Genomic DNA, 15,305 nt, shown 5'->3' on the forward strand with positions numbered 1-15,305 from the left:
CTCGTCACCGGATTATGGGAATCTATAATACGGATGAGATGCAGATTGTTTTTTCGGATACTCCGGGGGTATTGAAACCTAATTATAAGTTACAGGAATCTATGCTGAACTTCTCTACTTCAGCATTGGCTGATGCAGATGTCTTGCTTTATGTGACGGACGTGATTGAAACTCCTGATAAGAATAACGAATTTATTCAGAAAGTACGTCAGCAGTCGGCACCTATTTTATTGTTGATTAATAAAATAGACCTGACTGATCAGGAAAAGCTTGTGAAACTGGTAGAAGAGTGGAAAGAGTTGCTTCCGCAAGCTGAAATTATTCCGATTTCGGCAGCTACGAAGTTTAATGTAGACTATGTGATGAAGCGGATCAAAGACCTCTTGCCTGATTCCCCCCCTTATTTTGATAAGGATCAATGGACTGATAAGCCAGCCCGTTTTTTTGTCAACGAGATAATCCGTGAAAAGATCTACATGTCTCTATCAATGCCATTTGAATTATATAATTGGGGAACAATTACTCTTTGGCTAGTGTTGTTTACAACGTGGGCTAGTGATACTTTTGCTTATTTTGCTGGTCGTGCCTTTGGTAAACGTAAAATTGTTCCATCCATTAGTCCCAATAAAACACTAGAAGGTTTTATTGGTGGCTTTATCGGCTGTATTATTACAGGCGCTGTATTTTCGTATATCGTAGGCATTCCATGGTGGATGGGCATTCATGTTGGTATGATTAGCGGTATACTTGCACCATTAGGTGATTTATTTGAATCAAAGATTAAACGATTATGTAATGTGAAAGATTCTGGTACTTTACTACCAGGTCATGGTGGTGTATTGGATCGTTTTGATAGCTTATTATTTGCGGCTCCTATTACATTGATATATATATTACTCTTTTCGTACTAATCTAATAGAGGTAAGCTTATGAAATACCTAAGTATTATTGGCAGTACTGGCTCAATCGGTACACAGACACTAGATGTAGTGTCCCAACATCCAGATCAATTCAAGGTGGTTGCCTTAGTGGCACATCATAATATTGACCTCTTAGAACAACAAATTAAAGAATATCAGCCATTAGTAGCTGGATTAGTTGATGAAAATGCTTTTAAAGAGCTACAAGGCCGCTATACAGGTCATACAAAACTTGTAGGTGGCAAGGAAGCGCTCATTGCGGCAGCAACAATTCAAGAAGCTACTATGGTTGTAACTGCTATTGTAGGTGCTGCTGGTATTGAACCTACTGTGGAGGCCATCAAAAAAGGTAAGACCATTGGTCTTGCTAATAAAGAAACATTAGTGGCCGGTGGCCCATTGATTACATCCTTAGCGAATGAGTATGGCGTACAAATTTTACCTATTGATAGTGAGCACAGTGCTATTTTCCAATGCTTAGAAGGACAAGCTCGCGATAATGTTGATTCCTTAATCGTTACAGCTTCTGGTGGTCCTTTACGGACTTGGGATTCCAACAAGATTCAAACTGCCACAGCTGCAGATTGCTTGCGACATCCAACTTGGAACATGGGCAATAAGATTACTATCGACTCTGCATCTCTATTTAATAAGGGCTTAGAGGTAATCGAAGCTCATTGGCTATTTGGTTTTGATTTTGATCATATTGATGTTGTGGTACATCCTCAAAGTATCGTTCATTCTATGATACGCATGAAAGATGGGGCTATATTAGCTCAAATGGGGAATCCAGATATGCGCGAGCCTATTCAATATGCTTTGACATATCCAAAACGTGAAGTTTTAAGTATGAATCATCTTGATTTTACTAAAGCCTTACAATTAGAGTTTTTACCACCACGATATGATGATTTTCCTGCTCTTCGTCTTGCATATGAGGTAGGACGAGCAAGTGGCTTTAAACCAGCCGTATTTAATGCTGCAAACGAAACAGCAGTTTATGCATTTTTAGATGATAAAATCGCCTTTGGTGATATTTACAAAGTCGTTACATCAGTTCTAGAATCTATGGGACCTGAAGATGACTTTACGTTAGACAATTTATTAGCTATCGATAGATGGGCTCGTGAAAAGGCTACATCATTGATGGTATAGGAGTATATATGACAACGGCATTAGCCACAATATTTGTATTTGGTTTAATCGTGTTTATTCATGAGTTAGGCCATTTTATTACAGCAAAAATGTCGGGTATGCAAGTAGATGAATTCGCCATAGGTTTTGGACCTGCGATTTTTAAAGTTCAAAAAGGGGAAACCTTATATTCTATTCGTATCATTCCTCTTGGTGGCTTTAATCGTATTGCTGGCATGAGTCCTGACGAGCCGTTAAATGAACGGTCATTTTATACTAAACCTGCATGGAAGAAATTTATTGTTATTTCTGCAGGGGCTGTATTTAATTTTTTATTGGCCATTGTTTTATTCTTTGGCCTCAATGCAACAGTAGGTAATCTTACCTATACAAATGATCCTGTTATTGGTAATATCATCCCTGGTAGTGCCGCTGAACAAGCTCATTTACAATCAAATGATAGAATTCTTACTATTGATGGTAAAAAGATTTCTACGTGGGATGAAATTCGTCCTAGCTTACAAGGTACTGCCAATCACGGTGTTACCGTTGTGGTAGATCGAGACGGAGAAACTGTAGAAACTACAGTGATTCCAAAAATGGAACAAGATAGTCCTAAAATTGGTATTTATCCTAGTTTTACACGAGAAAGTTATAGCATAGGCGAGTCTTTGCGTTTTAGTCCGAGATACTGTTTACATTCTTTGTTCAAGACTTCTATGGTCAAACAATTGTTGCTATGTTAAGTGGTTTGTATGATATGATTCGCGGCACACAAGCTGCAGAATTATCCGGCCCAGTAGGTATTTCACAAATGGCTGGCACTATTGCACAATCTGGCTTTGCACCACTTTTGAGCTTCGCCGCATTCTTAAGTATTAACTTAGGGGTTATAAATCTTTTACCATTACCTGTATTAGATGGTGGTCATTTAATTATTATTTTGGCTGAAGCAATTACAGGTCGTAAATTACCTGCTAAGGCACTAATGTATATTCAAATGGTTGGTGTTGCTTTAATGGTAGCATTATTCTTATATGTAACAACTCAGGATATATTCCGATTACTATAAGATAGATGGGAGATTACAATGATTGTACGTAAACCAACAAATGGTATCTATGTAGGTACAGTTAAAATTGGTGATTATGCACCGGTAAGCATTCAATCTATGATTACTACAGATCCGGTTCATACGGAAAAGGCTATAGCTGAAATAAATCGTTTAGCTGAGGCTGGTTGTGAACTAGTACGTGTTGCAGTTCCTACTATGGCTTCTGCTAAAGCTTTAAAAGCAGTTCGTGCTGGTATTGATATTCCTTTAATTGCTGATATTCATTTCGACTATAAATTAGCGTTAGAAGCTATCGAGAATAATGTTGATGGATTGCGTATTAATCCAGGAAACATCGGCGGTGAGGATAAGGTATTGGCAGTTATTGAAAAAGCTAAACCTAAACAAATTCCGATTCGTATTGGCGTTAATGCAGGGTCTTTACCAAAGCATATCCTCGATGCACATGGAGGTCATCCTACAGCTGATGGCATGGTGGAAACTGCATTAGAACATGTCCGAATTCTCGAAAAGCTCGACTACCGTCAAATGAAATTATCTATTAAAGCAACGGAAGTTCCTTTAATGGTAGAAGCCTATCGTAAGTTATCCGATAAGATTCCTTATCCATTGCATTTAGGTGTTACTGAAGCTGGTACGATAAAACAAGGTACTATTAAGTCTGCTATGGGCATTGGTGCTTTATTATTAGACGGTATCGGTGATACTTTACGTGTATCCTTAACAGGTGATCCCATACATGAAATTGAAGTAGGTCGAAGTATTTTGAGTAATTTAGGATTACGAAACTTTGGAGCTACAATGATTTCCTGTCCTACTTGCGGTCGATGCCAAGTGAACTTATTTGATATGGCAGGGATTGTAGAGGAACGTTTAGCATCCATTAAAGCACCTATTAAAGTAGCTGTTATGGGTTGTGTCGTAAATGGGCCTGGTGAGGCTCGTGAGGCTGATTTCGGCATTGCTGGTGGTAATGGACAAGGTATTGTCTTCCGTAAAGGGGAAGTTATCAAGACTGTGCCAGAAGCTGAATTAGTAGATACATTATTTAGAGAAATTGATCAATATTTAGAAAACTTAGATGAGGAGTCTTTATGTTAGCCACTAAATTATATGCACCTACATTGCGTGAAGTTCCATCTGACGCTGATGTAGTTAGCCAACAGCTTATGCTTCGCGCTGGTTTTATGCGCAAAACTGCAAATGGTTTATATAGCTTTTTACCATTAGGTTGGAGAAGTATCAAAAAAATCGAAGCTATTGTACGTGAAGAAATGGATTGTGCTAGTGCTCAAGAAATCATGATGCCTATCTTACAACCTGCTGAAATTTGGAAAGAATCTGGCCGTTGGAATGCATATGGCGCTGAAATGATGCGTATTAATGATCGTCATGATAATGAATTCTGTTTAGGACCAACTCATGAAGAGATGATTACTACACTTGTTAAAAATGAGATCAATTCATATCGTCAATTACCAGTAAATTTATATCAAATTCAAAGTAAATTCCGTGATGAACGTCGTCCGCGTTATGGTTTAATGCGCAGTCGCGAATTCATTATGAAAGATGCATACTCTTTTGATGTGGATGAAGCTGGTTTAGATGAATCTTATAAATCTATGTATGATGCATATACACGAATTTTCACGCGTTGTGGTCTTACATTCCGTCCTGTAGAAGCTGACAGCGGTGCTATCGGGGGTAGTGGCACACATGAGTTTATGGCAATCGCAGAAGCTGGTGAAGCTGATATTGTGTATTGCACAAAATGTGACTATGCTGCCAATATTGAAATTGGTAAACCTGGTATTATGAAACAGGAAGAAGAAGCACTTCAAGAGTTATCTGTTGTGGACACTCCAAATGCAAGTACTATTGAAGCTGTTGCAGAAATGCTTAATTTACCATTACATAAAACGATTAAAGCTGTAGTATTTTCTATTGATGGTAAAGTTGTGTTAGCTATTGTTCGCGGTGACCATGAAGTAAATGAAGTAGCAGTGCAACATGCTGTACTTGGTTCCGTAGAGCCTGAAATGGCTACACCAGAAGAATTGGAAAAAGTAGGTTTAACAGCTGGCTTTATAAGTCCAGTTGGGTTAAAACAAACAGAAGAGTTTGCCATAGTAGTAGATGAATCTGTTATGGAAACGTACAATGTTTGTGGTGGTGCAAACAAGAAAGATGCTCACTATATTAACATTAACCCTAAACGTGACTTTAATGTAGAAGATATTATTGTCGCACCGATTCGTTTGATTACAGCTGACGATGTTTGCCCAACTTGCGGTGGTGCTCTAGAACATGCTAAAGGTATTGAAGTAGGCCAAGTATTTAAATTGGGTACAAAATACTCAGAGGCATTACAAGCTACATTCTTAGATCAAAATGGTCGTCCTAATCCAATGATTATGGGGTGCTATGGTATTGGTGTATCTCGTACATTAGCTGCAGCTATTGAGCAGTACCACGATGAAAATGGTATCATTTGGCCACGTGCTATTGCTCCATTTGAAGCCGTTATTGTACCTATTAATGCAAAAGATGAAGCTTTGATGTCTACAAGTCAAACAATTTATACTGCATTACAAGATGCAGGTGTAGATGTGTTACTTGATGATCGTAAGGATCGAGCTGGTGTAAAATTCAAAGATGCTGATTTAATTGGCTATCCACTTCGAATTACAGTAAGTAAAAATACACTTGAAAATAATGAAGTAGAAATTCAAATCCGTAAGTCTGGTGAAGCGATTACATGTGCAATCGATTCTGTAGCGACTAAGGTTACTGAATTACTTCAAGATTTATAATTAAATTGCGATTCTAGTGAATACTCATTAGGGTCGCAATTTTTCTATCTCATCTTGAATAAATTAGCTAAATCAGTCATAATTAAAAGATAGGATAATTGTAATGGGAGGTGCTCTATGCTTGTTGATTTTCACATGCATTCTATCTATTCTGATGGAGTTAAAAGTCCAGAAGAATTATTACGTCATGCTTTAGATTGTAATCTATCTATGATGGCTTTAACTGATCATGACGAAATTGATGGCATAAAAGCATTGCGTGCCGCTCAAAAGCAATTAGATCCGGAAAAAACTATTAAAATTATTAATGGTTGTGAATTTAGTGCTGACTATAAAGATAAATCTATTCATATTCTGGGATATCGTTTTGATGAAACAAATCAAGAATTAAAAGACTTTATTCAATATTTTAAAGCAAAACGAGAAGAACGGATTGATGAGATTATCAAACGTTGTAATAATGCTGGGTATGTTATATCGAAAGATGACTTACTTAAAAAATTTCCTAAGACGCAAGCTTATGGGCGTCCACATATTGGACAGTTATTAATTGATGGTGGTTATGCTAAGGATATTAATGAGGTATTCAAAGGTATTCTTCGAAAAGATAGTCCATGCTATGTACCTAAGGTAAAGGTTGAGGTTCCGCATATTATTGATATTATTCACAAAGCTGGCGGCCTTGCCGTTATGGCCCATCCTAAACTAGTAACTAGTGATGAATATGTAGTAGAAATGTTAGCCTATGATTTTGATGGTATGGAGGTTTACCATACTAAACATAACGATGATGATGTGAAACGATATAAAGCATTAGCTAAAAAACATAACTTGTTTATTACAGGTGGTTCTGATTATCATGGTATTCCAGGTAAAGCACCAGATCAATTTGGCGATTACTTGGTATCCGCTGAAAATGTATCAGAATTTATTAGTTTGTTATAAATAATGAGGTTGACTATGGAAGTCGTTGCATTTGTAGGTAGTAGTGGCACTGGTAAAAGCCATCGTGCGCTCGTAGTTGCTCATGAAAATAATATTGAATGTATCATCGATGATGGCATTTTAATTCATGATAATAAGATTGTAGCTGGCTTTTCTGCAAAGAAAGAATCTAGCCGATTAAAAGCTGTTCGTCGTGCTATTTTCCAAGATGAAGTACAAGTAAAATCAGTGCGTGAACAATTAGATAAAATTAATCCTAATAAGCTTATGATTATTGGTACATCCGATAATATGGTAAAGAAAATTACGAAAGCATTAGGATTGCAAGATCCAGATCGATACATTCGCATTGAAGATGTAGCTACACCTAAAGAAATTGAAAAAGCACAACATGCTCGTCTTAAAGAAGGTAAACATATTATTCCAGTTCCAACAATGGAATTGAAACCTCACTTTAGAGGGTATTTGATTGATCCAATTAAAACCATGTGGCGTCGACGTACTTTGAAAAAACAAGATCAAGATACATTGGGGCAAATTGGATCAGAAGGTTTTGAACGTTCTGTAGTTCGTCCTGCTTTCAGTTATTATGGACGTCTTACCTTCGATGATGATGTCATTATCAAATTGATTCGCAATGGCTTAAAAAAAGTTGTCGGTGTTGATGAATCAAGTGTTATTTCTTTCAAAAAGAGTGACAAAGGCCAAAATGGTTTAGTTGTAGATATGGCTGTTGTTATTGAACATGGTTATCCTGTTAAACCATTGATGCAACAGGTACAAAAGTCCGTTCGAAATGAAATTGAGTATATTACAGGCATGTCTATTGAACGTATGTCTATAAAAGTTAAGAATATTATAGAAACAAAACGTAAGATTGTTAAAGTATAGGAGTTAGAATGAAGTCTTATTATATTTACACCTATGGTTGTCAAATGAATACTGCTGATTCTGAGCGCTTATCGCATCAGTTAGAATCTGTAGGCTATACACCTACAGAGGACGTAGAAACTGCAGATTTAATTTTGTTAAATACTTGTGCAGTGCGTGAGAATGCAGAAACTAAAGTCTATGGCCGCATAGGTGAGCTAATGAGACTGAAGAGAAAAAACAAAAACTTGATTCTTGCTGTTACAGGTTGTATGGCGCAGAAGAATCAAGCGGAAATGTTTAAACGGGCTCCACATATTGATATTGTATTAGGTACTCATAATATTCAACATATTAATGAAATGATTGAAGAGGTTCAACGCGGTCATACACATCAAATCAATGTGGATATGGATAATTCTGTACTACCTGAATTGGAAGCGAAACCTAATGGCACCTTTTATGCATGGGTACCTATTATGAATGGTTGCAATAAGTTCTGTACCTATTGTATTGTTCCTCACGTTCGTGGTAGAGAGATAAGTCGTCCTGTAGAAGCCATTGTAAAAGAGGTTACTGAACTAGGTGCAAAAGGGTTTAAAGAAATCACGTTATTGGGACAAAATGTAAACTCTTACGGTTTAGATTTCAAAGATGGTACTGATTTTGGTACATTAGTTGATGCCCTCGATGGTATTCCAGGAATTGAACGTATTCGCTATATGACAAGTCATCCTCAAGATATGACTAAATCTATGATAGATGCACTTGGGCGATCTTCCAATATCGTTACCCATTTACATTTACCAATACAATCAGGTTCAGACCGTATTTTGAAGAAAATGAACCGTCATTATACGGTAGAACATTATAAAGAATTACTTTCTTACTGTCGTGAGAAGATTAAAGATGTAGTAGTTACTACAGATATTATCGTAGGTTTTCCAGGGGAAACAGAGGAAGATTTCCAAGCTACATTACAATTGTTAAAAGATGTACGCTATGATATGGCTTATACATTCATTTATTCTAAACGTTCTGGAACGCCAGCAGCGACTATGGATGATCAAGTTCCAGAAGAGGTTAAACGTGTACGTTTACAAACATTGATGGATGTGCAAAATGAAATCTCTTATGAACTAAATAAACCTATGGAAGGGCAAGTGTTTGATATTATTGTAGAGGGGCCAAGTCCTCGTGATGAAGATATGTGGTTTGGTCGCACATCGGGCAATAAAATGGTATTATTCCCGAAAGACGACTCTTTATCAATTGGCGAAACCGTACCAGCCTATATTGATAAAGCACAAACTTGGGTTTGCTACGGTACAATACAAAAGGGGTAAGTATGGCAAAAAAGCAAACACCTATGATGGAGCAGTATTTAGATATTAAATCTAGATATTCTGAAGAATTACTGTTCTTTCGTTTAGGTGACTTTTATGAATTATTTAATGATGATGCATTAATTGCGTCTCGTGAACTTAATATAACCTTAACCGGTCGCCCAACAGGAGATGAGGAACGCACACCGATGTGTGGCGTTCCTTTTCATGCTGCTGAAAGCTATATAGAAACTTTGGTAAAAAAAGGCTATAAGGTTGCTATTTGTGAACAATTAGAAGACCCTAAAGCAGTTAAGGGCATCGTTAAGCGTGACGTTATTAAGGTCATTACACCAGGGACTGTAATGACTGAAAATGGTAATGATGCACGGTCAAATAACTTTTTATCGTTATTTTATATGGTAAAAGATGCATGGATACTTGTATTTTCTGATGTATCTACAGGGGAAGTTATTTGGCATCGCATTACTGATTGTGAAAAACGAAGCGATATGTTTGATGCTCTCAGCATGTATCGTCCAAGTGAAATTATATTGCCTGAGGGAACAGTATTACCGCAAGATATAAAAGACTTTATGGATAATCAATTCAGTAATATTGTATTATCTCCATTTAGTACATATCATACACAGCGCGAAGTAGCGGAAAAGGCTGTTACTCACTTTGGTGATCTAGGTCTCATGGAAGAGGATGTATGGGAAGCTTTGGGCTATATGCTCTTATATTTAGAGGATATCATTAAGTCTGAAATTTCTCACATTAACTATGTTCATCAATTGAGTGTCGGAAATCGTTTGATTTTAGATACATCTTCTTTGCGTCATTTAGAGATTACTCATAACTTACGTGATGGTGGTCAAAAAGGTACATTACTTGATGTACTTGATCGTACGTTGACACCAATGGGTGCACGTCTATTAAAACAATGGCTCGAAAGTCCATTGACGGATGTTAATCAAATTCAGCGTAGACAAGCCGCTGTAGCAGAACTGATTACACGTGGTGCAGAACGTTCCCATATCCGTAGCTTACTGGATTGCATTTATGATTTTGAGCGTATTGTAGGGCGTGTAGAAACTGGATCTGTGTCCCCAAGGGACTTAACAGCACTTCGTGAATCATTAGCTGTGTTGCCAGATATTAAAAATGTATTAAGCACATGTGCGAGCTTATCATTAACTTCCATTAATGACCGCATTCAAGATCATAAAGATATATATGACTTATTATGTCGTGCTATTGCTGATCAGCCTGCACTGACATTAAAAGAGGGTCGAGTTATTAAAGATGGTTTTAATCCGGATTTAGATGAACTACGTTCATTGGCTACGAATAGCGAACAATGGTTAGCCAAGATGGAAGCTGATATTAAAGAGGCTACCGGTTTATCTAAGATTAAAACTGGCTATAATAAGGTGTTTGGATACTATTTCGAAGTATCTCATAGTAAATCTGAACAAGTACCAGATTATTTCATTCGAAAACAAACATTAGCCAATGCAGAGCGTTATATTACACCGGAATTAAAAGAGTTTGAAATCAAAATTCTCAGTGCTAAAGACAAGATAATTGCCTTAGAACATGAACTATATCAACAATTACGAAATGATATTAAACTCGTTATAAAAGATGTACAAGAGACAGCTCGCGCTCTAGCTGAGCTTGATGTATTAGGTTCCTTAGCACTTGTAGGCTATGAAGAGAACTATATTTGTCCTACCATTGTTATGAATGGACAAATTAATATTCGTGATGGTCGCCATCCTGTTATTGAAAAATTCTTAAAACGGGAGGTCTTTGTACCGAATGATATCGTTTTAAATCATGATGACGAGGAGTTCTTACTCATTACAGGGCCTAACATGGCCGGTAAATCAACGTATATGCGTCAAGCGGCAATTTTAATGATTATGGCTCAAATCGGATCTTTCATTCCTGCTCGGGAGGCATCTATTTCACCTGTAGATCGTATCTTTACGCGTGTAGGCGCTAGTGATGATATTTCTACTGGTCAAAGTACGTTCATGGTAGAAATGAAAGAGGTAGCATATATATTAGAAAATGCCACACACAATAGCTTGATTATTCTCGACGAAATTGGTCGTGGTACGAGTACCTTTGATGGATTGAGTATCGCCCAAGCTGTAGTAGAGCATATTTGCAAGCATATTCATGGCAAAACGTTATTTGCCACACATTACCATGAGTTAATCTGTTTAGAAGAAAGCTATAGTAAATTAAAAAATTATACTGTAGCAGTAAAAGAAAAAGGTAAGGATGTGGCCTTCTTGCGCCGTATTATTAGAGGTGGTGCAGACCGTAGCTATGGTATTCATGTAGCTAGATTGGCAGGCTTACCGAATTCTGTATTAAAACGAGCAGAAGTAATTTTGGAATCCTTGGAAGATCAAAGTCATGATGCTAGTGATTTAAATAATCGTGTGATTGGCGGTCAACCTACTAATGTGGTTAAACCAACCACTAAACAAGCGAGTGATTCTCCACTAGGTAACTTATTTACTCATTCAGTAGTTGATAGCTTACTGGAAGTGGATGTAATGAGCATGACACCTATAGAAGCATTAAATAAATTATATGAACTACAAGAGGAGGCTCGTAAAGGAGGCGGGAAATAATGGCTACCATTCATGTATTGGATGAAACCACAATCAATAAGATAGCTGCTGGTGAAGTCGTTGAACGCCCCGCATCAGTTATTAAAGAGCTCATTGAAAACTCTATCGATGCTTCTGCTACAAATATAGAGGTAGAAATTGGAGATGGTGGTGTGGCATATATGCGCATTACCGATAATGGCATTGGTATGACTGAAGAGGATGCGCGGTTAGCAATCCTACGACATGCAACATCTAAAATTCAACATGTAGAGGATTTATTTGATATTGCATCCCTCGGCTTCCGTGGTGAAGCATTAGCTAGTATTGCCTCTGTATCTCATTTTTCCTTGACTACACGCAAAGCAGATTCTGATTTAGGGACTCGTATTACTGTAGACGGTGGTACTTTTACCGATTGTATTCCTTACGGTGCTGCACCTGGTACGACAATTGAAATTAGAGATTTGTTCTATAATACGCCAGCTCGTCGTAAATTCTTGAAAACAGAACGTACAGAATCGTCTAAGATTCAAGATATTGTGGGGAAATTAGCCCTTAGTAATCCACACATTTCCTTTAAGCTCATCATCGATGATCGAGTGGCTATCATTACGCCTGGAAATGGTAATATTGGTGATACTGTAGCTGCCCTATATGGCTATAAAACTAAGGATGATATATTTACTGTTGCTTATGAAAGTGACTCTATCTATATCGATGGTGTAGTAAGTAAACCTACACTTCTTAAAAGTACGAGAATATGGCAGACTATTATAGTTAATAACCGGGTTATTTCTGACAAAACTATAATGAAGGCTATAGATAATGCATATCACGCATTATTGCCGAAAAATGGTCATCCTTTAGTGGTCCTAAATATTACTGTTCCTGCTGAGATGGTTGATATTAATGTGCATCCTCGCAAGAGTGAAGTAAAATTTTCTGACGATAAGATTATATTTAAAGCAGTTTACCATGGTATTTTGAATACCTTAAATAATCCTCTTCATGAGCGTTATGAACGAGAATCATCTTCTTATATAAATGGTATAGTCACTAATGGAGTTGACTTCAATAGTAACAATAGGGATAGTAATAGTAATTCATCTTCCGCTGGCAATAGTACGTATGATTCGTATCGAACACCTTCTGTGGTAGAAGATGAGATGCAGTCTGCTGAACATATAGCAACAGCGGTAGATTTTGATAAGGTCTTTGGTGGACGACGTACAAAAGGGTACGAAGTCATGCGTAGTGAAACTACGCAGTTTGTAGAGAACCTTAAAACTAAAGGGTACACACCACCTTCGCCTAAGACGACGTTCGAACAGTCTTCCTTTACAGATGAAAGTTTTGATGCTGTACCTACCGAATATACTAGTTATACAAAAGAGGACGTCGAGAGATTTAAGTCCTTGGCTCAAGATATTCGGGAAGACAATACGGAGGAACGTACAATTCAAAACTCTGGATTCTTACCGATGGGACAAGTTGCGTCTTGTTATATTTTGGCTAAAAAGGGTGATGATCTCTACATTATAGATCAACATGCGGCGCATGAACGTGTGCGTTATGATAAGCTTTGTAAGTCCTCTGAAGCAATTCCTATGCAATCTATACTAGTTCCTCAATATAGTGAGGCCACAGATGATGAAATGAATTTGGTAGAGGAAGAACGAGAAACATTACTCGATCTTGGATTTGATGTCGAATTAGGTGGTCCTACAAAGATAAAACTTGTAGGCGCTCCTGTAGATTTAGTAGAATCTAAGGCGTTTGAAATTCTCCAATATGTATTTTCTTACTTACATGATCACCAACAACCTACTAAGGCTCAGTTGCGTCATGAAATGCTAGCCTATGCATCTTGTAGAGGAGCCATTAAGGCAGGTCATAACCTTAATATGTATCAAATGACTACCTTAATTGAGGATTTATTTAGTACTGAAAAGCCTTATGTATGTCCTCATGGTCGACCAACAATTATTAAGTTTACACCTGATGAATTAGGGAAATTATTCTTACGGTCCTAATATGAATATTTTAACTACATCTCAAAAATCTAATGAGGCCATTCAGGAGGAAGCCAAAGCATTGGCTTCCTCTATGCATATGACCTATATAAAACGAGGAAAATCATCTATACCGGCATTATTTAGAGAATATCAATGTGAATATATTGCGGTTCTTTCAGGCGCTGGATTAACTATCCACTTTCCTGAAAACAAAAAACATAGCTTTCATCTTTCCATGGCACAACTACGTATATTACGTATAGAACGTGGTGAAGGAGATCATCTAGTTAATGCTGTTCAAACTATTCTGGATAAAAAAGGCATACTTGATGGACAGCAGTTTACATTTCTCGACTCTACTATAGGCCTAGCTAGTGATAGCATTATTGTTAGTTATGCTTTTCCTAATGTAGAGATACAAGGATTAGAAGGTTCGTTTCCTATATGGCTTGCTACTTCCTATGGATTGGCTCATTATATTCATAGTGAGGATAGTGTAACAAATGCGTTACGACGTATTCAGGTACAACATGCGACCTATGAAAACTATTTACCTAACCTATCAGATAATAGTGTAGATATTATTTATTTTGATTCCATGTTTGAAGTGCCTGTAGAGGAAAGTCCACAATTTAAGCCGCTTCGTGGTCATACTGTAGAAAGTCATATTGATGATATAATTATGTCGCAAGCTATGTGCGTTGCTAGATATGGTGTTATTATAAAAGAACGACCCTTTAGTTCGGTCTTTCAAAAGTATCCACCTCATCAATTGGTGGGGGGAAAGTATAGCCGCATAGGCTATGGTGTATATATGAAGGAGTTATTGTGAATCCCTTAATTACCATCGTTGGACCTACGGCGGTAGGCAAAACTGAGCTTACCTTGGAATTAGCTGAACAACTTAATGCTGAGGTTATTTCTGGTGATGCTTACCAAGTATATAAACAACTCAATATTGGTACCGCTAAACCATCGATGGATGAACTTAATAGGGTAAAACATCATCTCATTGATATACTAGAACCAAATGATTCATATTCGGTGTCTATTTTTCAAGACCAAGCGAAAGAGATTATCGCTAGTTTAAAAGATCAGAATATTCTTCCTATTTTATCTGGTGGCACGGGACTGTATGTTCAATCATTATTGGAGAACTATAACTTTAATGATGTTAAACCTGATGAAAGTTTGCGAATAGAACTTGATGAGTTATATAATACCAAAGGTATTGAAGGCTTACGAGACTATGCTTTCACATTGGGAAAAGCACATAACATAGAAATTCAATATAGTGATAAACATCGTTTATATCGAGCTATTGAGATATTGCATCATGGTAATGTAGATTCGTTACGAAATCAGACAAAAGATGGTTTATCTTATAAAGGACCTATCATCGGTCTCATGAGAGATCGTGATAAATTATATGAACGCATTAATTTACGCGTTGATATGATGTTTGATGCAGGTTTGATTGAAGAAGTAGAGCAACTTCTTAAATCTGGAGTAAATATGTTTATCATCGGTAAGACGACTCCAGAGAAGGAGCAGCTGGTGAGAGTGGCC

General features: G+C 37.2%; 13 protein-coding genes. All 13 read left to right on the top strand.

The annotated features are described in order from the left end of the window. Positions 1-38: 38 nt before the first annotated feature. The gene (locus Q7P05_RS04580; RefSeq protein ID WP_369680427.1) at positions 39-911 is read left to right on the top strand and encodes a phosphatidate cytidylyltransferase; all 873 of its coding nucleotides are present in this window, start codon (positions 39-41) and stop codon (positions 909-911) included. 18 nt (positions 912-929) lie between these two features. Beyond that, complete coding sequence (locus Q7P05_RS04585; protein WP_303930765.1) at positions 930-2,075, top strand: 1-deoxy-D-xylulose-5-phosphate reductoisomerase; 1,146 nt, start codon at positions 930-932, stop codon at positions 2,073-2,075. A gap of 8 nt (positions 2,076-2,083) precedes the next feature. Then, positions 2,084-2,800, top strand: a complete 717-nt coding sequence (gene rseP, locus Q7P05_RS04590) for an RIP metalloprotease RseP (RefSeq protein WP_303930766.1) — start codon at positions 2,084-2,086, stop codon at positions 2,798-2,800. After that, on the top strand, positions 2,794-3,126 hold the full coding sequence (locus Q7P05_RS04595; protein ID WP_303930768.1) for a site-2 protease family protein: 333 nt from the start codon (positions 2,794-2,796) through the stop codon (positions 3,124-3,126). Before rseP ends, Q7P05_RS04595 begins: the two co-directional genes overlap by 7 nt. 18 nt (positions 3,127-3,144) lie before the next feature. Beyond that, the gene (gene ispG, locus Q7P05_RS04600; RefSeq protein ID WP_119206407.1) at positions 3,145-4,230 is read left to right on the top strand and encodes a flavodoxin-dependent (E)-4-hydroxy-3-methylbut-2-enyl-diphosphate synthase; all 1,086 of its coding nucleotides are present in this window, start codon (positions 3,145-3,147) and stop codon (positions 4,228-4,230) included. Continuing rightward, the gene (locus Q7P05_RS04605) at positions 4,224-5,942 is read left to right on the top strand and encodes a proline--tRNA ligase (protein WP_303930770.1); all 1,719 of its coding nucleotides are present in this window, start codon (positions 4,224-4,226) and stop codon (positions 5,940-5,942) included. The genes ispG and Q7P05_RS04605 overlap by 7 nt, the downstream gene beginning before the upstream one ends. 117 nt (positions 5,943-6,059) lie before the next feature. After that, positions 6,060-6,887 carry a PHP domain-containing protein gene (locus Q7P05_RS04610; protein WP_303930771.1) on the top strand — a complete coding sequence of 276 codons (828 nt, stop codon included), beginning with the start codon at positions 6,060-6,062 and terminating at the stop codon, positions 6,885-6,887. Between the two features lie 15 nt (positions 6,888-6,902). After that, a complete protein-coding gene (locus Q7P05_RS04615) occupies positions 6,903-7,778 on the top strand; it encodes an Asp23/Gls24 family envelope stress response protein (protein ID WP_105089152.1) in 876 nt (291 codons plus the stop codon). Positions 7,779-7,786: 8 nt separating this feature from the next. Beyond that, a complete protein-coding gene (gene miaB, locus Q7P05_RS04620; RefSeq protein ID WP_060924636.1) occupies positions 7,787-9,103 on the top strand; it encodes a tRNA (N6-isopentenyl adenosine(37)-C2)-methylthiotransferase MiaB in 1,317 nt (438 codons plus the stop codon). Positions 9,104-9,105: 2 nt separating this feature from the next. Further along, a complete protein-coding gene (mutS, locus tag Q7P05_RS04625) occupies positions 9,106-11,739 on the top strand; it encodes a DNA mismatch repair protein MutS (RefSeq protein ID WP_303930774.1) in 2,634 nt (877 codons plus the stop codon). Further along, a complete protein-coding gene (gene mutL, locus Q7P05_RS04630) occupies positions 11,739-13,754 on the top strand; it encodes a DNA mismatch repair endonuclease MutL (protein WP_303930775.1) in 2,016 nt (671 codons plus the stop codon). The genes mutS and mutL overlap by 1 nt, the downstream gene beginning before the upstream one ends. Before the next feature lies 1 nt (position 13,755). Further along, the gene (locus Q7P05_RS04635; RefSeq protein WP_303930777.1) at positions 13,756-14,568 is read left to right on the top strand and encodes a protein-L-IsoD(D-D) O-methyltransferase; all 813 of its coding nucleotides are present in this window, start codon (positions 13,756-13,758) and stop codon (positions 14,566-14,568) included. Continuing rightward, positions 14,565-15,305 (top strand): tRNA (adenosine(37)-N6)-dimethylallyltransferase MiaA (gene miaA / locus Q7P05_RS04640; RefSeq protein WP_303930779.1); only part of this gene is annotated, 741 nt, incomplete at its 3' end. The genes Q7P05_RS04635 and miaA, both read left to right, overlap by 4 nt.

Source organism: Veillonella dispar, from assembly GCF_937975875.1.
GTDB classification, from domain to species: domain Bacteria; phylum Bacillota; class Negativicutes; order Veillonellales; family Veillonellaceae; genus Veillonella; species Veillonella dispar_B.